The organism is Rhodoferax sp. (assembly GCF_028714215.1).
In the GTDB taxonomy this organism is placed as follows: Bacteria; Pseudomonadota; Gammaproteobacteria; order Burkholderiales; family Burkholderiaceae_C; genus Rhodoferax.
Genome location: NZ_JAQTMS010000005.1, coordinates 1 through 21,200, shown reverse-complemented (window position 1 = coordinate 21,200; position 21,200 = coordinate 1). Strand labels below are relative to the sequence as shown.

Sequence of the window (21,200 nt, the reverse complement as noted above, 5' to 3'; positions counted from 1 at the left end):
TCAGCGATGAAAACGTTCGCGTCTGCGCGCGAATCCCATATGCCCGCGGTAGAGGGCGAAATAGAGCACCGGAATGACCACCAGCGTCAGCAGGGTGGACACCAGGATGCCGAAAATGAGCGACACGGCAAGACCGTTGAAGATCGGGTCGTCCAGGATGAAGAAGGCGCCTATCATGGCCGCCAGTCCGGTCAGGACAATCGGTTGCGCCCGCACCGCGGCCGACTGCACCACGGCGTCCCTGAAGCGCATGCCATGGGCCACTTGCAACTCGATGAAGTCCACCAGCAGGATCGAATTGCGCACGATGATGCCGGCCAGCGCGATCATGCCGATCATGGAAGTGGCGGTGAACTGCGCCCCCATCAAGGCATGCCCCGGCATGACGCCGATGATGGTCAGGGGAATCGGCGCCATGATCACCAGCGGCGTCAGGTAGGAGCGAAATTGCGCCACCACCAGCAGGTAGATCAGGATCAGGCCGACACCGTAGGCGGCGCCCATGTCGCGGAAGGTTTCATAGGTGATCTGCCACTCGCCATCCCACTTGATGGCGTACTCGCGGTAGGGATCGGAAGGCTGCCGAATCCAGTACTCGCCCAGCTCGCCGGCCGCCGGCAAGGCCGCCTGACCGAGCTTGCCGCGAATCGAAAAGAGACCGTACAGGGGCGAATCGAGCTTGCCGGCCATGTCGCCAAAGACATAGCTGACGCCCTGCAAATCCTTGGTGAACAAGGGCTTGTCGATCACGCCGCGCTCGACCTGGACCAGTTCCGATAAAGGCACCATCTGGCCATTGGCGGCGCGCAGCGGAATCGCCAGCAAGGCGTCCAGCCCGTTCTGCGATGCTTGCGGCAGTTGCAGGCGCACCGGCACCGGGTATTTGCTTTGGCTGTCGTGCAGGTACGCGGCGTCGACACCGGACAAGGCCATCGCCGCGCTCTGCGCCACCACGGCCACCGGGATACCCAGCGACTCGGCGCGCTGACGCCGCACTTTCAGGTAGGCGCGCGGCGCATCTTCCTTGAGCGAGGTGTCGACGCCGACGATGTCAGGCGTGTCGGCAAAAGCCTTGGCCACGCGCGCCGCCACTTTTTGCCGCCCCGCCTCGTCCGGGCCGTAGACCTCCGCCACCAGGGGCGACATCACCGGCGGACCGGGCGGCACCTCCACCACCTTGATGCGGGCGCTGTGGCGCAGGCCGATTTTTTCCAGTTCCGGGCGCAGGCGCTGGGCAATCACGTGACTCTTTTCCGCGCGATGGTGCTTGTCCACCAGGTTCACCTGGAGGTCGCCCTGCTCCGCTTCGGCGCGCAAATAGTACTGGCGCACCAGGCCGTTGAAAGTGATCGGCGAAGCGGTGCCGGCGTAGGCCTGCAGGTTCAGCACTTCGGGTTGTTGCGCCAGGAAGGCACCCAGCTCATGCAGCGTCGCCGCCGTGTTTTCCAGCGGCGTGCCGGCCGGCATCTCCACCACCACCTGAAACTCGCTCTTGTTGTCGAACGGCAGCATTTTCATGACCACCCACTGCACCAGCGTCAGACCGATCGACAAGGCCAGCGCCGCCAGAATGCCCATCAGCAGCAGCCAGCGTTTGCGGCCACTGGTCAGAAACGGCGTCAGTACCTTTTTGAACAGCGTTTGCAGCTTGGGACCCATTCCCTTGGTCGGCAAATGATCGGCGTCGGAAGCCACCTTATGTGCATGCGGCTTCATCACCTTGAGCGCCAACCAGGGCGTGACGGTGAAGGCAATCGCCAGCGAGATCGCCATGCCCAAACTGGAATTGATCGGGATCGGGCTCATGTAAGGGCCCATCAAACCGGACACAAAAGCCATCGGCAGCAAGGCCGCGATGACGGTCAGGGTGGCCAGAATGGTGGGGCCGCCGACCTCGTCGACAGCGCGCGGAATGATCTCTTTGAGCGTCGCCTCGGGGTTCAATTGCTGGTGCCGGTGGATGTTCTCCACCACCACGATGGCATCGTCGACCAGAATACCGATCGAGAAGATGAGCGCGAACAGGGACACGCGGTTCAGCGTGAAACCCCAGGCCCAGGACGCAAACAGCGTGGCGGTGAGCGTCAGGATGACGGCCGCGCCGACGATCACTGCTTCGCGCCGACCGAGGGCAAAACCGACCAGCAGGATGACCGAGCCAGTGGCAAAAGCCAGCTTCTGAATCAGCTTGTTGGCTTTCTCGGCGGCCGTTTCGCCGTAGTCGCGCGTGACGGTGGCCTCGATATTGGACGGTATCACCGTGTTGCTCAAGCTGGCGATGCGCTCACGCACGGCGCGCGACACGTCGACCGCGTTTTCGCCCGGCTTCTTGGTGACGCTGATGGTCACCGCCGGGTAGACGCCACCGGCTTGCGCCGACGCGCCACCGGGGGTGAACCAGACGTAGCGTTGCGGCAGTTGGGCACCGTCTTCAATCCGGGCCACCTCGCGCAGATAGACCGGCAAGCCCTTGGCCACACCCACCACCAGATCGCCCACGTCTTGCGCCGAACGCAAAAATTCACCGGTCTCGACACTGAGCATCTGGGCCGTCTTGCCGGCCGTGTCCAGCACCGCGCCGGACGGCATGCCGAAGTTGGAGGCCGCCAGCGACTGTTTGAGCGCGGCCAGGTCAACGCCGCGCTCGCGCAGGCGCACCGGGTCCAGCCAGACGTGCACGGCCCGGCCGGGCCCGCCAATGGTCTGCACTTCGCGCGTTCCCGGCACGCGCTTGATCTCGGCCTCCACCGCATGCGCCACCCGTTCCAGCTCGGAGGCCGGCAGGGCTTCGCGGCTGGACAGCGTGATGCCCACCACCGGCACATCGTCGATGCCCTTGGGCTTGACGATGGGGCTGAGCGTGCCCAGATCGCGCGGCAGCCAGTCCTGATTCGCGTTGAGCACGTCATAGAGTCGCACCAGGGCCTCGGTGCGCGCCACGCCGACCTTGAATTGCACCGTCAGCACCGCCAGTCCGGGGCGTGCCACGGAGTAGGTGTGTTCAATGCCGGCGATCTGGCTCAGCACCTGCTCGGCCGGACGCGCCACCATGTTTTGCACGTCGGCACTGCTGGCCCCCGGAAACGGGATCAGCACGTTGGCCATCGTCACATTGATCTGCGGCTCTTCCTCGCGCGGCGTCACCAGCACCGCAAACAGCCCCAGCAGCAAGGCCACCAGCGCCAGCAAGGGCGTCAGCGCGTTGTCCTGGAAGGCGGCGGCGATGCGCCCGGAGACGCCCATCTTGGATTTGTCTTTCATGCCGCTCTCACTTGGCCGCAGCGGGCTGGGCACCGGCCAGGCCGGCTTTCACCGGGTCCAGCGCCACCTGGTCACCGGCTGTCAGGCCGGCCACCACTTCAACGCCCTCGGCACCATGCTCCGCACCCAGGCGAACCGCCTTCAGCGCAAAGCCCTTGCCGGCGACAACGTAAACCGCCGTCAATTCGCCCCGGCGCAGCAGCGCTTGCGCCGGCACCACCATGCGGTCGGCCTGCTTGCCGACAAAACGCACCCGCACTTGCTGCCCCGGCAACAAGACCTTCGCCGTCTCGGCCGGCAACTCAAGACGCCACTCTATGGTTTGCGACACGGGATCGGCCGTCGGCACGGTGCTGCTGGAGACCGGACGCACCCATTGCGCCGGCGCCGCGCCGGTTGCCACCAAGACCTCTACCGCAGTTGCCGCGCGTGCCACGCCGGAGCGCGACACCGGCACCTGCACCACGGCCCGCAGCGGCAGCGGGGCATAAAGCGTCAGCAGCGGTTTGCCGGGTACCGCCAGATCGCCGGCCTCAACCTGCGTCTGCAACACCCAGCCCTCGAACGGCGCCAGCACCCGGGTAAAGCCCTGCGCCAGTGCCGATTGTTTGGCGCCGGCACCGGCCTGATCGCGGCCCGCTAGCGCAGACTTGAGTTGGGAGTCGGCGGTGTCCAGCGCCGCAGCGCTGACAAAACCCTTGCTCTGCAAATCGCGGGTCCGGTCGAAGTTGGCCTGTGCATTGCGCAACTCGGCCTGCGCCTGCGCCACCTGCGCCTGGCTGCGCTGCACACCCGTTTGCGCTTCGCGGTCGTCGATGGTGGCCAGCACCTGACCGGCACGCACCTTGTCGCCGGCCTTGACCAGCAAGGTGACAATGCGCCCGGCCGCCTGCGCCGAGATGGTGCTCTGCTTGACCGGCTGAACCACGCCGTCAAGTTCGAAACCGGTGCCCACGGCCTTGACCTGGGCCGACACGACCGGCACCGCCGGAGCGGTCTGCGCCATGGCAACGGACCCAATCAGCAGGCCAGCGCACAGCACGGCGTGGCGCGCCGCACGGGCGGACCCGGAAATACTGAAAAAAGGAAGTGAATTCATGAGACACCTTTATATACTGGCAGGAGTATACATAAATACCCCCCACAGTACAAGTGAGCCCCCGAATTTTGGCCCAGCCAGGGCTGCTGGAGCTTGACATTCCTCAACAAGCCACTCCCGCCATGACCGCCAGCCCAGTTATCTTCGGGATGGCGCTGGCCGAGGCGGCGGAGCGCCGCAAACGGCGCTAGAAGATGAGGCTAGTCGACCACAAACACTTTGGCGCCGACGGTCGTTGTATGGTGACGGTGCGCTTCCGCGTTGTCGGCGACCTGGTAGCTGACGCCTGGTGTCAGGGTGAACTTGCGCCCATCGTCCAGCTCGACATGAAACTCGCCATCAAGACAATAGAAGACATGGCCTTTGGAGCACCAGTGATCCATCAGGAAGTCTGCGGAGTATTCGACGATCCGCACTCGAATGCTGCCAAATTGACCGGTGCGCCAGTGCGAGGTTCCACGCTCGCCCTTGTGTTCGGTCGGTTCAATTTTTGACCAGTCCGTGGTCACGAAAGGGATATCGGCTATTTGCATGCTTGCTCCTTGGTGAATCGCTTGACATTGGCGATGGTACGGCCTTGATCACCGCATCGCACGCCGGATTCGGGCCCAGCGTGTGGGCCTCTTGCGATAGCTCAACAAAAAGCGCGAGGCATCGGAGCCCAGACGCCTGTCGGTTCGCGGCGTGCCGACAGCGCCGCCCCGCAGGCAGGTAACTCTCAAATCACGAAATTACTTGGCCCTGAAGTTGTCGTGGCACCCTTTGCAGGCGGCCCCCACGTTGCCGAAAGCGCCTTTCAGGCTGTCCAGCGTGCCGACCTTGGCCGCGGCATTGAGTTTGACCACCTCGGCCATTAGTTTCTCGGACGCTTCCTTGAACTTGGCCTGTTCCTTCCAGACTTCGGGCAGAGCCTTGGTGTTGCCGCCCTTGTCGGTACCTTCACCGAAAGCCGCCCAGGGCAGCTTGGACAGGGTCTCGACGATGGCGGCGTTTTCCGCTGCCGCCTTGGCGTCGAACGCCACCCTGCCGTTGACCATAGCGCCCAGGCGGCCAAAATGCGTTGCCATCACCGTCAGCGCGCTCTGGCGGTACTTGATGGCGTCTTCCGGCTTGGCAAATTGGGCCAGCGCGGGCGTGCTCAGGGCAGCGGCCGAAGCGGCCAGAACAAATGCAGCAATTGTTTTCATGGAGATCCTTACGGGTTGAAGAATGGGTTTGTGAAGACAAGCTCGTTCAAGAAACCAGCTCGGCCGCAGTGTATCGGCGTATGCGATTTCTTGCTGCCGAGCCACGCGCTTGGGCGTGCTGGGCAGAGGTCATCTCAAGTGGCAGGGTCAATCAGCTTGACGCGGACACTTGCAACCGTGGCAGGCCCATGGCTCTGAGCACGTAGAACAGCGCGAAGGAAATGACAGCGGCGCCAGTGGAAAACGCGAACAGGGACGCTGCCCCCATGGCATCGAGCACCACCGCCCCAAGCATGGGTGCGAGCAGGATCATGGCGCTCTGCCAGGCCTGCAGCACACCCCACACTGCGCCAATCGAACCGGCAAAATGTGCTGCAACGTAGACGTTCATGGCAATCGCATAACGTGCACTGAAAGTGCCAATCAGCAAGAACAGGAGCGGCAGGATGACGGCAACCGGGTCGGGATTGAGCCATAGAAGGACTCCGATAAGGCCGAATCCAAGTGCCTGAAACAGCGCCGGCAACACCATCTCGCCGATCTCTGCGCGCAAGGTCTTGGAGGCCGACTTCCTGGCCAACCACAGCCCTGAAAGGATATTGCCGGCGCCCGCGCAACTGACCAGCAAGCCCAGCAACGCCTTGTCAAAGCCCGCGCGCTGGAGCACCAGCGGAACCAGGTTGTTCACCATGAAAATGAAAAACGCACTGGTGGTCGCAACCCACAGCAGCGGCGTCAGACCGGGTCTGGCTGTCGCAACAAATGCCGCGCTGCCGCCCGCCGAATCAATCGCAATTTCCTTCGATCCAAGGCGGATGAAGGCAAACGCAATCAGCGACGCCGCGGAGAAAGTGAGCGACATGAGCAGCGCAAAAGCCTCGCTCGCCACCGAACTGGAAACCGTACCGATCGCCGGCGCCAACACTTTGGCGGAATTATTCAGCACGTTCAAAAGCGAGTAGAAGCTCGCTCGCCGCGCCGGTTCGACCGACCTGACGGCCAGCACGTTGATGGCCGGCGGCGCCACGCTGGCAAAGACCGAGCGCAGGCCCACCAGCGCGAGGAACACAAAATAGTCGTGGCAAAAGAGGATGGCGCCGGTAGCGAGGACCCTCGCCACTATCGAGGCCAGCAGAACTTTCTGTGGATTTCCCCGATCACAAAGGCGGCCTATGAATGGGGACAGCAGCATGCCCGGCAGCACGCCGGCGGCGCTCACCGTCGCCATCTGATACGACGACACATGAAACTGGTAGGCGGCCAGCGTCAGGATCGCCAGGAAGTCGATCCAGGTTCCGAAGGCCGACAAGCCATCGCCGGCCAGCAGCAGAAGTTCATTGCGATTTTTTTTCATTGATGTCGTTTCAGGTTCGTCGGAGGTATCACCGCAAACCAACTACTCCCCCAGCGTGCCAGGTGGCTGTGGCGGGGCGCTGGAACCCATTCGCGGTGTTGTTGGCCTTGGACAGGCACTCGCAGCGTTGACACCACTCAGTCAGAAAACCGGAAACGCCACGTCCGCGAGCGAGCAAGCGTCACGCCACGGACGCCTGGCGCGCCACCACAGGCGCTCAACATTCCGGTATTGGTTGGGGACAGAGCTGGCCCACTTCGTGTGGCTGCGGTCTGTCCCGCAAGGAAACCTCCAACATCCGAAGAAATGTTGAGGACAGAGCTGGCCCACTTCGTGTGGCTGCGGTCTGTCCCGCAAGACCTCAGAAGGGAATATCGTCGTCCATGTCGTCAAAGCCGCTGGACGGCTTGGACGCTGCCGGTGCTTGCCGTGCGGCGGGCGCAGAGGCGGCGGGACGGGACGCCGGGGCCGGGCGCGAATAGCCGCCGTCGGCGCCTTCATCGTCGCCGGACGGGCCACCCATGCCCTCGCGGCCGCCCAGCATCTGCATCTCGTTGGCGATGATGTCGGTGGCATATTTCTCGACGCCGTCCTTGTCGGTGTACTTGCGCGTCTTGATGCGGCCTTCGACATAGACCGGGCGGCCTTTTTTCAGATACTGACCGACGATCTCGGCCAACTTGCCAAAGAAGGTGACGCGGTGCCACTCGGTCTCTTCGACCATTTCGCCGGTCTTGCTCTTGTACTTGCTGCTGGTGGCAATCGTGACGTTGGCGACCGGGTCACCACTGGGCAAATACCGGATTTCGGGGTCGCGCCCCAGGTTGCCGACGAGAATGACTTTGTTGACGGATGCCATGGTATCTCCTTAAAGTGTTGAGGACAGAGCTGGCTCGCTTCGCGTAGCTGCGGTCTGTCCCGCAAAGTTTTGGTCTTTATTATCCTGCCTTTGGCGCGCGCATCGGCCAGGCCACCAGCAGCCACAGCAGCATCAGCCCGGCGCAAACGGCAAACAGGCCTGAGGCGCCGACGTGCTTGACCAGCCAGCCGCCCATCACGCCACCGGCAAAAAAACCCAGCGATTGCAGCGTGTTGTAGACCCCCATGGCGGCACCGCGGACATGGACCGGTGCCATGCGCGAGACCATGCTGGGCTGGCTCGCCTCCAGCACATTGAAGCCGTAAAAAAACACAAACAGCAGGACCCCCATGCTGGCAACGCTGGCGCTGCCCAGGGTCAGCAGCAAGCCCACTTGCACGGCGGCCATCAAACCAATGGAAGTCAGAAACACAGCGCGCAGATAACCGCGCTTTTCCAGTTGAAACAGGGTTCCGCCCATGACCACGAACGAGCCCAGCACGGCCGGCAGGTAAACCCACCAGTGATGATCGCGCGCCAAACCGGCCTGCACCAGCATGGCCGGCACCGCCATCCACATGGCCAGTTGCACCGCGTGCAGCACAAACACGCCAAAATTCAGACGCAGCAGGGCGGCCAGCCGCAGCACTTCCGGCAGCCGCCCGCGCGGCAGGTTCTTGTGCTCCAGCGGCTCGGCCGGCACCCACCAGATCACCACCGCCACGCCCAGCAAGGCCAAGGTGCCGGTCATGGCAAACAGGCCGGCCAGCCCGATATAGGCCACCAGCAAGGGCGCCATGACCAGGGACAGGGCAAACATCAGGCCGATGCTGGCACCCACCAGCGCCATCGATTTGGTGCGCACCAGGTCGCGCGTCTGGTCCGCCAGCAAGGCCGTCACCGCCGCCGAGACGGCCCCGGCGCCCTGCACCGCCCGCCCTATCGCCAGCCAGTTCAGGCTGGGCGCCAGGGCCGCGACAAAACTGCCCAGCGCAAACAGCAGCAAGCCAAACACAATGACAGGCTTGCGCCCCAAGCGGTCGGAGGCGATGCCGTAGAGAAATTGCAGCAGGGCTTGCGTCAGGCCATAAATACCCATGGTCAAGCCAATCAGGGCCGGATCGTCGCCGCCCGGGTATTTGCCGGCCTCGATCGCGAACACCGGCAGGATCAGGAACAGGCCCAGCATGCGCAAGGCAAAAATGGAAGCCAGTGAAAAGCTGGCGCGCCGCTCCAGCGGCGTCATCTTGCTGTCGACCAGGGCGCTTCCCCCCTCCAGCGAGGCATCAACTTTAGACAAAACAAGGCTCTCCAAGAGACAAAACCGGGAACGACCACGGCGACAAATGGCCCGATTGTCTACTATCCGACCCGCGCCCTGCATCCAGCCGAGCAAATTGGCCTTTCTTTGACTATCATGGCAGGTTTCCCCGAGCAGCTTCCACCTTGAACTCCCCCACCGACGGCACCCCCCTCGACCCCCAGGCCGATGGCATCTACCTGGCCAGCGCCTTGCAACAGCAAACCATCAGCATTCGCGGTGCCCGCACGCACAACCTGAAGAACATCGACCTGGACATCCCGCGCAACCGGCTGGTGGTCATCACCGGCCTCAGCGGGTCCGGCAAGTCCAGCCTGGCGTTCGACACCTTGTACGCCGAAGGCCAGCGCCGCTACGTCGAAAGCCTCTCGACCTACGCGCGCCAGTTCCTGCAACTGATGGACAAGCCCGACGTGGACGTGATCGAGGGCCTCTCGCCGGCCATCTCGATCGAGCAAAAAGCGACCTCGCACAACCCACGCTCCACCGTCGGCACAGTGACCGAGATCCACGACTACCTGCGGCTGCTGTTTGCCCGCGCCGGCACGCCGTTCTGCCCCGAGCACGACCTGCCCTTGCAGGCGCAGACCGTGAGCCAGATGGTGGACGCCGTGCTGGCCCTGCCGGCGGACACCCGGTTGATGATTCTGGCGCCGCTGGCGCGCGAGAAGAAAGGGGAATTCCTGGAGGTCTTTGCCGACATGCAGGCGCAGGGCTATGTGCGCTTTCGGGTCGACGGACAGTCGTTCGAGTTCGACCATCTGCCGCAACTCAAGAAGACGGAAAAACACGACATCGACGTCGTGATCGACCGCATCAAGGTCCGAGCCGACGCCGAGCCGAAAGCCAAAGACCAGCTGCGCCAGCGTCTGGCCGAGAGTTTCGAGGCGGCGCTGCGGCTGGCCGGTGGGCGCGCCATTGCGCTGGAGATCGACGGCGGGCAAGAGCATTTGTTCAACGCCAAGTTCGCCTGCCCGCTGTGCAGCTACTCGATCGCCGAGCTGGAGCCACGCCTGTTTTCCTTCAACTCGCCGATGGGCGCCTGCCCCAGTTGCGACGGCCTGGGGGCACAGGAATTCTTCGACCCGGCCCGGGTCGTCGCCTTCCCGTCGCTGAGTCTGGCCAGCGGCGCGATCAAGGCCTGGGACCGGCGCAACGGCTACTACTTTGCGCTGCTGGAGAGCCTGGCCAAGCATTACAAGTTCGACCTGGAACAGCCGTTCGAGTCGCTCAGCGCCGCGGCGCAACAGGCCGTGTTGCACGGCTCGGGCGAGGAAGAAATCAAGTTCAGCTACGTGATGGACTCGGGCAACTTCGCCGGCAAGAAGATCAACAAGAAACACCCGTTCGAAGGCGTCATCCCCAACATGGAGCGACGTTACCGCGAAACCGACTCGGTCATGGTGCGCGAGGATCTGGCCCGCTACCGCAGCACCCAGCCCTGCCTGGAGTGTGCCGGCTCCCGGCTCCGGCGCGAAGCGCGCCACGTCAAGATCGGCGAAGGCCAGCAGGCGCGCGCCATCTTCGAGGTCAGCCACCTGACCTTGCGCGAGAGCCTGGACTATTTCAAGGGCTTGCAGATGTCGGGCGCCAAGGGCGAGATCGCCGGCAAGGTGGTGCGCGAGATCGGGCTGCGGCTGAAGTTCCTGAACGACGTCGGCCTGAACTACCTGAGCCTGGACCGCAGCGCCGAGACACTCAGCGGCGGCGAGTCGCAACGCATCCGTCTGGCCTCGCAAATCGGCTCCGGCCTGACCGGCGTCATGTACGTGCTGGACGAGCCCAGCATCGGCCTGCACCAGCGCGACAACGAGCGCCTGATCAACACCCTGAAACACCTGCGCGACATCGGCAACAGTGTGCTGGTGGTGGAGCACGATGAAGACATGATGCGCGCTGCCGACCATGTGATCGACATGGGGCTGGGTGCCGGCGTGCACGGCGGCCGCGTGATTGCGCAAGGCACTTTTGAAGATGTCAAGGCCAACCCCGCGTCGGTAACCGGCCAGTACCTGGCGCAGACCCTGCAAATCGCCGTGCCGCAACACCGCACCGCTTGGCTGCCGGTCACCGCTGAAGCCACGCCGGAAAAAAAGACGACCGTCAAAGCAGCCCCCAGCAAGGCGGCACTGGCCTGGGCCGATCGCCATGCCGCGCATCTGGCGACGCAGGGCGAACTGCAAGCCCTGCGCGTTGTCAACGCCAGCGGCAACAACCTGCGCGGTGTCGACGTCGAGTTCCCGGTCGGCTTGTTCAGCTGCGTCACCGGGGTATCCGGTTCCGGTAAATCGACCCTGGTCAACGACACCTTGTACAAGGCGGTGGCGCGCACCCTCTACCGCGCCCACGACGAGCCGGCGGCGCATGAAGCGATCGAGGGTATCGAGTACTTCGACAAGGTGATCAACGTCGACCAGTCGCCCATAGGCCGCACGCCGCGCTCCAATCCAGCCACCTACACCGGCTTGTTCACGCCGATCCGCGAGCTGATGGCCGAGGTACCGATGGCGCGCGAACGCGGCTATGGCCCGGGGCGCTTTTCCTTCAACGTGCCGGGGGGCCGCTGCGAGGCCTGCCAGGGCGACGGCATGGTGAAAGTGGAGATGCACTTTTTGCCCGACGTCTACGTGCCCTGCGACGTCTGCGCCGGCAAGCGCTACAACCGCGAAACGCTGGAGGTGCTGTACAAGGGCAAGAACATCGCGCAGATCCTGGACCTGACGGTGGAAGCCGCCCACGAGTTCTTCAAAGCGCTGCCGACCATTGCGCGCAAGCTGCACACCCTGCTGGACGTGGGCCTGTCCTACATCACCCTGGGCCAGGCCGCCACCACGCTGTCGGGCGGCGAAGCGCAACGCGTCAAGCTGGCGCTGGAACTCAGCAAACGCGACACCGGGCGCACGCTCTACATCCTGGACGAACCGACCACCGGACTGCACTTTTCCGATATCGATCTGCTGCTGAAGGTCTTGCACCAGTTGCGTGATGCCGGCAACACCATCGTTGTCATCGAACACAACCTGGACGTCATCAAGACCGCCGACTGGCTGATCGACATGGGGCCCGAAGGCGGTGCCGGCGGCGGCCAGGTGGTGGGCGTCGGCACGCCCGAAGACCTTGCCGCCAATCCGGCCAGCCATACCGGGCGCTATCTGAAGCGGCTGTTGCAAGACCAGTATGAGTGAATCCCGCCTGAGCGCCGCGCCGGGCCGCCCCAAGCAAGCTCGCACCCCCTCGGGGGGCAGCGAAGTACGCGCAGCGACAAGCGTGGGGGCAACGCTGAGCGGGCGCGACCTAGCGGCGGCGCTGGGCGTGATTGTGATCTGGGGTTCCAACTTTGTGGCGATGAAGTACGCGCTGCACGATTTCACGCCGTTCCAGCTGGGCGCGGCGCGCTATGTGCTGGCGGTGCTGCCGCTGGTGTTTTTCATCCGCGCCCCGCAATTGCACTGGAAGTGGGTGGTGCTGTACGGTCTGTTCCAGGGCGTCGGCCAATTCGGTCTGCTGTTCACGGCGCTCAAGGTCGGCATGACGGCGGCACTGGCCTCGGTGTTGATGCAGACCCAGGTCTTCTTCAGCGCCCTGTTTGGTTTTGTCTGGCTGCACGAGCGAATGAGCCGTCCGCTGGTCGGCGGCCTGCTGCTGGCGGCGGCCGGGCTGGCCTGCTTCGGCATGAACTTCGTCGGCGGCGGCAGCGCCGCCACCACGCTGCTGGGCTTTGTGCTCAACCTGTGCGCGGCCGCCATGTGGGCAGTCTCCAACATCGTGGCGCGCAAGGCCCAGCAAGCCAGTCCGCACTTTGAACCACTGCAGTTTCTGGTCTGGAGTTCCCTGGTGCCGGTCATCCCGTTCATGCTGCTGAGCCTGTGGTTCGACCCGGTGGTGGCGACGCCCCAGATGTCCTGGAGCAGCAGCGCCAAATGGCTCAGCGTGCCCTGGACCTCCTGGCTATCGGTGGCCTACCTGGGCTGGGTCGCCACCATCTGGGCCTATGCCATGTGGACCGGCCTGCTCAAGCGCCACGCCACCAACCGCGTGGCCCCGTTCAGCCTGGGCGTGCCGGTGGTGGGGCTGGCGGCCGGCGTGCTGGTGCTGGGCGAAGCCGTCACGCCCTGGCAGTGGGCCGGCATTGCGCTGGTGGTCGCCGCGCTGGGCTGCGTCATGCTGGGCGGGCTGGTCAAGCTCAAGCGCATCAAGCCATGAAGCCCAGATTCAGCGGGTAGCCGGCGCCACCAAAGTGGCCGATGTTGGGCAGGATGCCGGTCAGCTCGCTGTCGGCCACGCCGAACCATTTGGCCAGCGTTGCCGCGTACTGATCGACCGCGGTGCTGGGCAGCAAGCGGCCTTGCCCGACGTGCCACTGGTCTTGCGGCGCTGCGGTGTTGCCCACGCTCACCGGTGGTGGCGCACCGTAGAAGGCCTTGCCCTTGACAGCGCCGCCGACCAGCAGATGATGGCTGCCCCAGCCGTGGTCGGAGCCGTCGCCATTGGAGGTCAGCGTGCGGCCAAAGTCGGAGGCGGTAAAAGCCGTCACTTTATTGGCGACGCCCAGTTCCACCGTGGCGTTGTAGAACGCCGTCATGGCGGCGCTGACGTGATCCAGCAGCACCGGCTGCTGGGCGATCAGGTTGTCGTGCAGATCGAAGCCGCCCATAGACACAAAGAACACCTGGCGCTTGACGCCCAGCGCGGCCTGGCCCTTGATCAGGCGCGCCACCATCTTGAGCTGCTGCGCCAGGCCGTCGGCCGCAAACTGGGTGCTGGGCGGCGTCAGTGCCAGCGCGGCTGTGACGGCGGTTTCGGCGTCCATGGCGCGCTGCGTGACGCGGTTGTATTCGTTCTCCAGCTTGTGCATGCGAGGCTGGCGGATCAGGCTGCTCAGAGCACCGCTGACAGCGCTGGAGCCATACACCGTGGCGGCGGTGGCGGGCGTGATCTTGATGGCACCGCTGGTGCTGACCTGGTATTGCAGGGCCGTGTCGCCGGAGAGAAAAACCGCATTGCCGGTCACCGACATGCAGGTGAAGGTCGCGTTGCCGTTGCCCGAGAGCGCCAGGTCGCCGATATTGCCGCCCCAGCCGACGGTAGAGCCCTCGGGCGAGGACGACTGCCAGATTGATTGCTGATCGTTGTGCGAGAACAACTGCAGCGGCAGCGGGTACAGCAGCCGGTTGGTGCTGCTGTACTGGGCGCGCGTCAGTGGCAGCACCAGTGGCCCGACGTTCAGCTGCACGGCGGCATGGCCGGCGTTGAACAGACCGGCCAGGCCACTCATGGAAGGATGCAGTGCGTACTGGCGCGCCTGGCCCAGCACATCGACCGGTGCCGTGGTCGGCGCCAGCAGCGTCGCTGTCAGGTCGGCCTTGGCCAGGGCGATGCCGCCGGCCGTCTGCCCAACTCCACCGCCACGGATGCTGTTGTACAGGTTGTAACTGGGGTCGTCGTAGGTCACGACGGTGTTGGCGTAATCATTGCCGCCGTACAGAAAGACGCAGACCAGTGCCTTGTAATCGGTGGCATCGAAGGCCGCCGCTTCCCCCATGGCGGCCAGGTTCAAGGCCAGTGGCAAGGCAGTGCCGGTCAGCGCCAGCTGGCCGGAACGCTTCAGGAAAGCGCGGCGGGTATGGAGTTGGGGTTGAAGTAGATACATTATTTTTGAACTAGGTATTCAGCCGAGGCCATCACCAGCAGGACCGCTGCGCAGATGCGGTTGCGCAGGGTGGCGGCGGAACTGGTGGGTGTCACGGTGGTGGCAATCAGCGTACTGGCGATCAAGGTCTGGTTGGCGGCAGACAACTGGCCGGCGCACAGCAGCAGGTTGAGGCGCCGCACCAGCGCCAGCGCGTCACTGACCAGCGCCAACTCCGCGCTGTAGGGTGCATTGATGTCGCCGGCATTGAGGCCATTCAGAATCACCCCCATCATGAAGTTCAGATAAGCGCCCACCGTGCTTTCGCTGACCAGTTGAAATTCAGGCGCCACCGCGCCGGCGCTCAAGGCGGTCGAGGGCGGCACATAACCGGGTCGGAAAAAATTGAAAACTGAGGGCGAGCGCAAAGGGCTTTGACCGAGCTGGGTGGCCGGGTTGCTCAGGTCGCCAATTTTCCAGTCGCCGCTGCTGGAGCTGGCGCCAAAAGTGCGCGCCCATTGCACCAGGCGCAACATCGGCTCGCGCAGCTTGCCGTATTCGGACTGCCTCAAACCGGCAGTCGCACGCGCTTCCTCGTCCAGCAAAATCGCCGTAACAACGCGCGCCAGGTCGCCCCGCACACCGCTGCCGTTGTTGTTGAAGACCGCCGCCACCCGCGCCACGTAGGCCGGGCTCGGGTTGCTGGTGACCAGACGCTGGATCATCTGGCGGGAAAAGAAAGGTGCCACATTGGGGTGGTTGAACAAGGTATCGAGCGCCGTCTTGAGCGCCGGCGCGCCGGCTGTATTGGCGGCAATGGTGGTGCCCAAAAAAGTGGCGGCCAGGGTCGAGTGGTTGCTGGCCGTCAGCAGCATGAGCAGACGGGCAAAAGCGGTGTTGCCAACCGTGCGGCTGCCGCCGCCGGTCTGCGCAATCTGGGTGTTGACGTTCTGGCTCTGGTCGAAGTCATAGCCGGTAAAAACGCGCGCCAGATTGCTGACATCGCTGGCGCCATAAGTGGCTTGCTTGTTGCCGTCGGCGTCGAGCTTGGGCGTGCCGTCGATGTTGAGTTGCACCAGCCCGATGGTGAAAAGCTGCATCACCTCGCGCGCATAGTTTTCATCCGGCTGGCGCCCGCTGGCGTCTTCTTTTTTGTTACCTCTGGTGCTGAGATAAACGCCCATGGCGGGATGCAGCGTCACCGCCTCCAGCAGGTCGCGGAAGTTGCCCAGGGCATGGGTCGCCAAGGTGTCCCAGTAGTGCGCCATGGCGTGACTGCGCCAGTTGAAATTGAGCCCCGTGAGCGACACCACAAAATACTCCGACAAAGCCAGCGCCAGGCGTTTGCGCAAGGTGTCGGGTGCCGTCATGAGCTGGTTCCAGATCATGTAGTCGGCCTGGTAGCTGCTGTCGTAATACTTGGCGCTGTTCAAAACATCGCCGTAGCCCTTGCTATTGAGCCAGTCCCAGCCGCTGGGGCCTAGCGGCAGTGCCGCCTGACGATCCAACCAGGCGGCGTAGCCCAGCGCCCGCACCGAAGCGATGTCGGCATCGCTGGCGGAAAACTGCGCCTGCAGCAGAAAACGCGCCGCTTCCTCATCGCTGGCGGGCATGGCGGGGTTATAGGCCGGGGTGCCGGGATCGGCAGCCGGAGGAATCGCCGGCGCCGCGCCGCCAGCCCCCGAACCGCCGCCGCAGGCCGCCAGTGCCGCGCTGGCGAGAGCGGCGGCCAGCACGGGTGCCGGTGAAGTGGTCGCCAGACCCGGCAAGGTCTGCTCAAAGGTGTCGGGTGCGGACACCCCTGTCATCTGGTCTTGGGCCATGGCAATCGCTCGGTAGCAAGGGGGAAAACAAAGAGACGCGCCGCCCGAGTCTAAGCGAGCCCGTCGCTCCCGACCTGCGCTCTTGCAATCTGTTACCGGCCGGCGTGCAACCGCCCTACATCGACAACGAACCCTCGCGAAACTCGGTCTTGTCGAGCCAGACGTTGACCAGCACCGGCTTGCCGCTGTGGGCCAGCGCCCGGGCACGCGCCAGGGCGGCCGGAACTTGGTCCATGTGCCGCACCAGGATGCCTTCGGCGCCGAAGCCGGCAGCCACCTCATGGTAGTTGGTGCGGGCCAGCACGGTGGCGACGTCGTCGTGCAGCATCTTGACCTGCTCGCGCGCGATCTGGGTCCAGCCGGCGTCATTGCCGACCAGCGCGATCACCGGGATGCCGTGGCGAACAAAGGTGTCGAACTCGACCAGACCGTAGCCGCAAGCGCCGTCGCCGAAGATGATCCAGACTTCGCTGGCGGGGCAGGCCAGCGCGGCGCCCAGGGCAAAACCGGCACCGACGCCCAGGGTGCCAAAAGCACCCGGGTCCAGCCAGCTGAGCGGCGCGCGCGGGTGCAGCACATACGAGGCCGTGGCGACAAAATCGCCACCGTCGGCCACCAGCACGGCGTTCTCGCCGGCTTCCTGCTCCAGCGCACGAAAGAGGGCAATCGGGTTGACGAATTCGCCGGTGGCCCGGGCCTGCTGGTCGATCTCCAGCTCGCGCTGCGCGTCGCGCCCACGCAGTTGCGCGACCCAGGGGGCCAGGCGCGAATTCGCGCTGCCGCCGGCCGGTTGGGCTTGCGCCAAGGCCTGCAGGAACAGACCGGCGTCGCCAATCGCCGCGATGTCGGGTTTGCGGTTCAGGCGCGCGTCCTTGACGCTGCGGTTGGCGGCAATCAGCGTCGCATTGCGCCGCACATGCTTGCCGTAGTCGAGCCGGAAATCGCAGGGCACGCCGGCCAGCAGCACGCAATCGGCCTCGCGCAGCGCCTGGCGACGCTGATGACGCATTTGCAGCGGGTGCTGGCGCCCCAGCAGGCCGCGCGCCATGCCCGACAAGTAAACCGGCACACCCAGTTTGGCGACCGCCTGTGCCAGGTGCTGCGCCTCGGCGGAGAGTACCAGTGCCTGGCTGCCGATCACCAGCAGCGGCCGCTGGGCCTTGGCCAGGGCCGCCAATGCCGCCTGCAGGCTGGCGTCGCTGGCGCGCGGCGCCGCCACCGCCCGCACCTGGGGCGCGGCATGTTCGTGACTACCGTGAAACATCTTTTTGACGTGGCGGTTCAAGTAGAAGCGCAGCAGCCGGTCCGGCAGCGACCTGCCCTTGCCGGCGGCGTCGGCGTACCACTGGCGGATTGACACTTCGTCGTACAGCAGATCGACCGGGCATTCGATGAACACCGGCCCCGGCACGCCCGCCTGCGCCACCGCGAAGGCTTCATCGACAGCCGGACCGAGATCGCAGACGCGGGTGATTTTCTTGAACAACTTGACGTGCGGCGCCACCAGCGGGCGCTGGTCTATGTCTTGCAGCGCGCCACGCCCCTGCAGCGCGGTGGGGGCCGCGCCGCCGATCAGGATCACCGGCGACTGCGCCAGCTGCGCATTTTTCAGCGCGGTGATGGTGTTGCTGATGCCGGGACCGGCGGTGACCGCCGCCACACCCGGCAGACCCAGCAGCCGCGCACTGGCATCGGCGGCAAAGACGGCAGTGGCTTCGTCGCGCACGTCGACGATGCGGATACCGCGCGCCTTGGAGGCACTCAGGATCGGTGAAATGTGGCCGCCGCAGAGGGTGAAGATGGCGCGCACACCGTGCGCTTGCAGCGCCTCGGCGACGCGGTCGCCACCGTGGCGTGAGGTTTTTTCAGTTGGCATGAGGTGATGTTTCCGTCAGGCCCAGTGAACCACGCCGCTGCTGGCGTACCAGGCTTCGATCTGCGGCGCGACGGCGGCTTCGATGCGACTGCGCCGGATCTTCATGGTGGGCGTCAGACTGCCGTTTTCGATCGACCAGGGGTCGGACACCACCACCAGCATGCGCAAGTGTTCGTACTCGGCCAATTGCTGGTTGACGTCCTTCAGCAGTTGGCCCAGTTGCCGCTCCACGTCGGAGCGGAGCTGCGGGTTCACCAGTTTCGGCCGGATCTGTTCCGCCAGCACCACCATGCCATAGGCCGACACCTGGCCGACGCCGGAGACCAGGGACAGTTCGATCAGCGGGTGCGCGTTGAGCAGGTTCTCGATCGGCGCCGGTGCCACATACTTGCCCTTGGCGGTCTTGAACAACTCCTTGGCGCGGCCGGTGATCTTGAGCAAGCCGTCGGCCCTCTGCTCGCCCAGGTCGCCGGTGCGGAAAAAACCGTCCTCGGTGAAGGAGGCCGCCGTCAGTTCCGGCTGCTTGTAGTAGCCGCTGAACTGTCCCGGCGACTTGATCAGGATCTCGCCTTCCGGGCTGATGCGCAATTGCACGCCCGGCAAGGGCACGCCGACATAACCCGGCGCGTTGAACTGCTTGCTGGATACGCAGGAGTAGGAGTTGTCCTCGGTCATGCCGTAGCCCTCCAGCAGGTTCAACCCGAGCCGCTGGTACCAGGCGATCAGGTCGGCCGGGATCGGTGCCGAGCCGCTGCCGGCCAGCAGCACCTGATCGAGCCCCAGGCCCTTGAGCACCTTGCGCGCAACGATGCGGCCGAGGATCGGGATGGCCAGCAAGCGATCGAGCTTTTTCGGTGGCATCTTGGCGAAGACGCCTTGCTGGAACTTGAGCCAGAGTCGGGGCACCGAGGCGAAGGTGGTCGGGCGGGCCCGGTTCAGGTCGGCCAGGAAGGTGTCCAGCGACTCGGCAAAGAACACGTGGTTGCTGCCGTCCACCAGCGACGACGCCTCGACCCAGGAGCGCTCGTAGCTGTGCGCCAGCGGCAGGTAGGACAGGGTGCGGCCCTCGATGACGCCGCCGACGCTGTTGCGGATATGTTGCGCCATGCCTTCGGCGGCGCGGCTGATGGCGCCGAAACTGATCATGGCGCCCTTGGGCCGCCCGGTCGAACCCGAGGTGTAGATCAGCATCGCCAGTTCGTCCGCCTTGCGTTGCGGACGGCCCGTGAGCGGCTCGGTGCGGGCCACAATGGCATCCCAGGTTTCGAAGTCGGTGGCCGGCGCCAGCGGCAAGGCGATGCAAGGCAAGCCGGCGGGCACGCCGCTGACCTGCTGCGGCCAGACGTCGAGCTTGCCGACAAACAGCAGGCTGGCCTCGCTGTGTTCCAGCACGAAGCGCACCGTTTCGGCATTTTCGGTCGGAAAGATCGCCACCGTGGTGCCGCCGGCCATCCAGATCGCCAGCTCGGCCATGAAAAAGTGCGCGCAGTTCTTCGACAGGATGGCAATGCGCGCGCCCGGCTCAAAGCCGCGGCTGCGCAGATGCGCCGCCATGCGCCGCGCCTGGTCCAGCGTCTGGGCCCAGCTGTAATCCAGCACCTGGCCGTGGCCGACCGGCTGCGTCAGGAAGATCTTGTCCGGGTGGTCGGCCTCGTGCTCGTAGACATAGTCGAGGATCAGCTTGGGTTCTGGCATGGTGAGTCCTTCTCTTGAGCCTGCAAATGGCGCGGCTCTTGACTGTCGGCTCAAATCACCTTCTTGTCATACGGATTTACCCGGCCACGGGACTCAGGGAGTCACCGCCGCGACCTAGTCCAGCTGGCCCAGCGCCGCCTGCTGGGCCGCCCGCAGCAGATCGCGAGTCTTGACGGCCTCCAGGCGTGCCGCCGGTGCAAAATCGTCGCCCGATGAGGCGTACAGAATGGCGCGCGACGAGTTGACGACGATGGGCGCCAGGGTTTCGCCCTTGAGTGCGCGCCAGCCGGCCTTGACGGTGGCCTGGGCGTCGCCGCCTTGGGCGCCGACGCCCGGGATCAGCAAGGGCAGGGTCGGGGCGACAACCCTCACCCGTTCAATCTCGGCCGGGTAGGTGGCGCCCACCACCAGTCCCAACTGGCCATTCAGATTCCAGGGGCCTTGCGCCAGCCGTGCCACGTGCTCGTACAACAGGGGTGCGCCGGCCACGCTGGCGAGCCGCTGCGACTGCAAGTCGTCACCGCCGGGATTGGAGGTGCGGCACAACAGGAAGGCGCCCTTGCCGTGGTACTTGAGGTAAGGCTGCAGCGAATCAAAACCCATGAACGGCGACAGCGTCACGGCGTCCGCGCCGTAGCGCTCGAAAGCCTCCATGGCGTATTGCTCGGCGGTGCTGCCGATGTCGCCGCGCTTGGCGTCCAGGATGATAGGCACCTGGGGCGCGACGCGGCGCATGTGGGCCATCAAACGCTCCAGCTGGTCTTCGGCGCGGTGCGCGGCAAAGTAGGCGATTTGCGGCTTGAAGGCGATGACCAGGTCCGCAGTGGCGTCCACCACGGCGGCGCAAAAATCGTAAATCCGGCTGCTGTCGCCCCGCAGCCGGGCCGGAAATTTGGCCGGATCGGGGTCCAGCCCGACGCACAGCAGGGAGCCGTTGTGGCGCTCGGCGGCGCGCAGCATATCAAGGAATGTCATTGGTAGACGTTGGCTCGCAAAAAGGCCCGAAGGCCGGTTAGAGAGCCAACGCCCCCTTTCAAACCGTGCATGCGGATTTCCCGCACACGGCTTACCAGTGGTCTGTCGGCTCGCAGCATTA

The 21,200-nt window shown here is 64.7% G+C and carries 14 protein-coding genes; 2 read left to right on the top strand and 12 right to left on the bottom strand.

Annotated elements, in window-relative coordinates; genetic code table 11:
* From PHS32_RS03570 to PHS32_RS03540, 7 genes are all read right to left on the bottom strand, one after another.
* Positions 1 to 3,261 carry an efflux RND transporter permease subunit gene (locus tag PHS32_RS03570; RefSeq protein ID WP_301077442.1) on the bottom strand — a complete coding sequence of 1,087 codons (3,261 nt, stop codon included), beginning with the start codon at positions 3,259 to 3,261 and terminating at the stop codon, positions 1 to 3.
* A gap of 7 nt (positions 3,262 to 3,268) precedes the next feature.
* On the bottom strand, positions 3,269 to 4,360 hold the full coding sequence (locus PHS32_RS03565) for an efflux RND transporter periplasmic adaptor subunit (RefSeq protein ID WP_301077440.1): 1,092 nt from the start codon (positions 4,358 to 4,360) through the stop codon (positions 3,269 to 3,271).
* Positions 4,361 to 4,560: 200 nt separating this feature from the next.
* A complete protein-coding gene (locus PHS32_RS03560) occupies positions 4,561 to 4,893 on the bottom strand; it encodes a DHCW motif cupin fold protein (protein WP_301077439.1) in 333 nt (110 codons plus the stop codon).
* 198 nt (positions 4,894 to 5,091) lie between these two features.
* Positions 5,092 to 5,547, bottom strand: coding sequence for a cytochrome c (locus PHS32_RS03555; protein WP_301077438.1), 456 nt, complete (start codon positions 5,545 to 5,547; stop codon positions 5,092 to 5,094).
* Between the two features lie 151 nt (positions 5,548 to 5,698).
* Positions 5,699 to 6,901 carry an MFS transporter gene (locus tag PHS32_RS03550; protein WP_301077437.1) on the bottom strand — a complete coding sequence of 401 codons (1,203 nt, stop codon included), beginning with the start codon at positions 6,899 to 6,901 and terminating at the stop codon, positions 5,699 to 5,701.
* A gap of 361 nt (positions 6,902 to 7,262) precedes the next feature.
* Positions 7,263 to 7,760, bottom strand: coding sequence for a single-stranded DNA-binding protein (gene ssb / locus PHS32_RS03545; protein ID WP_301077436.1), 498 nt, complete (start codon positions 7,758 to 7,760; stop codon positions 7,263 to 7,265).
* Between the two features lie 79 nt (positions 7,761 to 7,839).
* Complete coding sequence (locus PHS32_RS03540; RefSeq protein ID WP_301077563.1) at positions 7,840 to 9,006, bottom strand: MFS transporter; 1,167 nt, start codon at positions 9,004 to 9,006, stop codon at positions 7,840 to 7,842.
* A 248-nt stretch (positions 9,007 to 9,254) separates the two neighbouring features.
* On the opposite strand from PHS32_RS03540, the gene uvrA reads away from it, so the two are divergent.
* Positions 9,255 to 12,266, top strand: coding sequence for an excinuclease ABC subunit UvrA (uvrA, locus tag PHS32_RS03535; RefSeq protein WP_301077562.1), 3,012 nt, complete (start codon positions 9,255 to 9,257; stop codon positions 12,264 to 12,266).
* A complete protein-coding gene (locus PHS32_RS03530; protein ID WP_301077435.1) occupies positions 12,259 to 13,284 on the top strand; it encodes an EamA family transporter in 1,026 nt (341 codons plus the stop codon). The genes uvrA and PHS32_RS03530 overlap by 8 nt, the downstream gene beginning before the upstream one ends.
* Here PHS32_RS03530 and PHS32_RS03525 read toward each other — a convergent pair.
* From PHS32_RS03525 to pyrF, 5 genes are all read right to left on the bottom strand, one after another.
* A complete protein-coding gene (locus PHS32_RS03525) occupies positions 13,274 to 14,731 on the bottom strand; it encodes a DUF1501 domain-containing protein (protein ID WP_301077434.1) in 1,458 nt (485 codons plus the stop codon). The two genes, PHS32_RS03530 and PHS32_RS03525, sit on opposite strands and share 11 nt — an antisense overlap.
* Positions 14,731 to 16,533, bottom strand: a complete 1,803-nt coding sequence (locus PHS32_RS03520; protein WP_301077433.1) for a DUF1800 domain-containing protein — start codon at positions 16,531 to 16,533, stop codon at positions 14,731 to 14,733. Before PHS32_RS03520 ends, PHS32_RS03525 begins: the two co-directional genes overlap by 1 nt.
* Positions 16,534 to 16,648: 115 nt before the next feature.
* Complete coding sequence (locus PHS32_RS03515; protein ID WP_301077432.1) at positions 16,649 to 18,409, bottom strand: thiamine pyrophosphate-binding protein; 1,761 nt, start codon at positions 18,407 to 18,409, stop codon at positions 16,649 to 16,651.
* 15 nt (positions 18,410 to 18,424) lie between these two features.
* Positions 18,425 to 20,104, bottom strand: coding sequence for an AMP-binding protein (locus PHS32_RS03510; RefSeq protein WP_301077431.1), 1,680 nt, complete (start codon positions 20,102 to 20,104; stop codon positions 18,425 to 18,427).
* Positions 20,105 to 20,218: 114 nt separating this feature from the next.
* The gene (gene pyrF, locus PHS32_RS03505) at positions 20,219 to 21,079 is read right to left on the bottom strand and encodes an orotidine-5'-phosphate decarboxylase (RefSeq protein WP_301077430.1); all 861 of its coding nucleotides are present in this window, start codon (positions 21,077 to 21,079) and stop codon (positions 20,219 to 20,221) included.
* Positions 21,080 to 21,200 lie beyond the last annotated feature (121 nt).

What these genes read in the sequence shown, in the direction of transcription:
- PHS32_RS03570 (WP_301077442.1), bottom strand. Translation starts at nt 3,261, where the DNA reads ATGAAAGACAAATCCAAGATGGGCGTCTCCGGGCGCATCGCCGCCGCC.
- PHS32_RS03565 (WP_301077440.1), bottom strand. Translation starts at nt 4,360, where the DNA reads ATGAATTCACTTCCTTTTTTCAGTATTTCCGGGTCCGCCCGTGCGGCG.
- PHS32_RS03560 (WP_301077439.1), bottom strand. Translation starts at nt 4,893, where the DNA reads ATGCAAATAGCCGATATCCCTTTCGTGACCACGGACTGGTCAAAAATT.
- PHS32_RS03555 (WP_301077438.1), bottom strand. Translation starts at nt 5,547, where the DNA reads ATGAAAACAATTGCTGCATTTGTTCTGGCCGCTTCGGCCGCTGCCCTG.
- PHS32_RS03550 (WP_301077437.1), bottom strand. Translation starts at nt 6,901, where the DNA reads ATGAAAAAAAATCGCAATGAACTTCTGCTGCTGGCCGGCGATGGCTTG.
- ssb (WP_301077436.1), bottom strand. Translation starts at nt 7,760, where the DNA reads ATGGCATCCGTCAACAAAGTCATTCTCGTCGGCAACCTGGGGCGCGAC.
- PHS32_RS03540 (WP_301077563.1), bottom strand. Translation starts at nt 9,006, where the DNA reads ATGACGCCGCTGGAGCGGCGCGCCAGCTTTTCACTGGCTTCCATTTTT.
- PHS32_RS03530 (WP_301077435.1), top strand. Translation starts at nt 12,259, where the DNA reads ATGAGTGAATCCCGCCTGAGCGCCGCGCCGGGCCGCCCCAAGCAAGCT.
- PHS32_RS03525 (WP_301077434.1), bottom strand. Translation starts at nt 14,731, where the DNA reads ATGTATCTACTTCAACCCCAACTCCATACCCGCCGCGCTTTCCTGAAG.
- PHS32_RS03520 (WP_301077433.1), bottom strand. Translation starts at nt 16,533, where the DNA reads ATGGCCCAAGACCAGATGACAGGGGTGTCCGCACCCGACACCTTTGAG.
- PHS32_RS03515 (WP_301077432.1), bottom strand. Translation starts at nt 18,409, where the DNA reads ATGCCAACTGAAAAAACCTCACGCCACGGTGGCGACCGCGTCGCCGAG.
- PHS32_RS03510 (WP_301077431.1), bottom strand. Translation starts at nt 20,104, where the DNA reads ATGCCAGAACCCAAGCTGATCCTCGACTATGTCTACGAGCACGAGGCC.
- pyrF (WP_301077430.1), bottom strand. Translation starts at nt 21,079, where the DNA reads ATGACATTCCTTGATATGCTGCGCGCCGCCGAGCGCCACAACGGCTCC.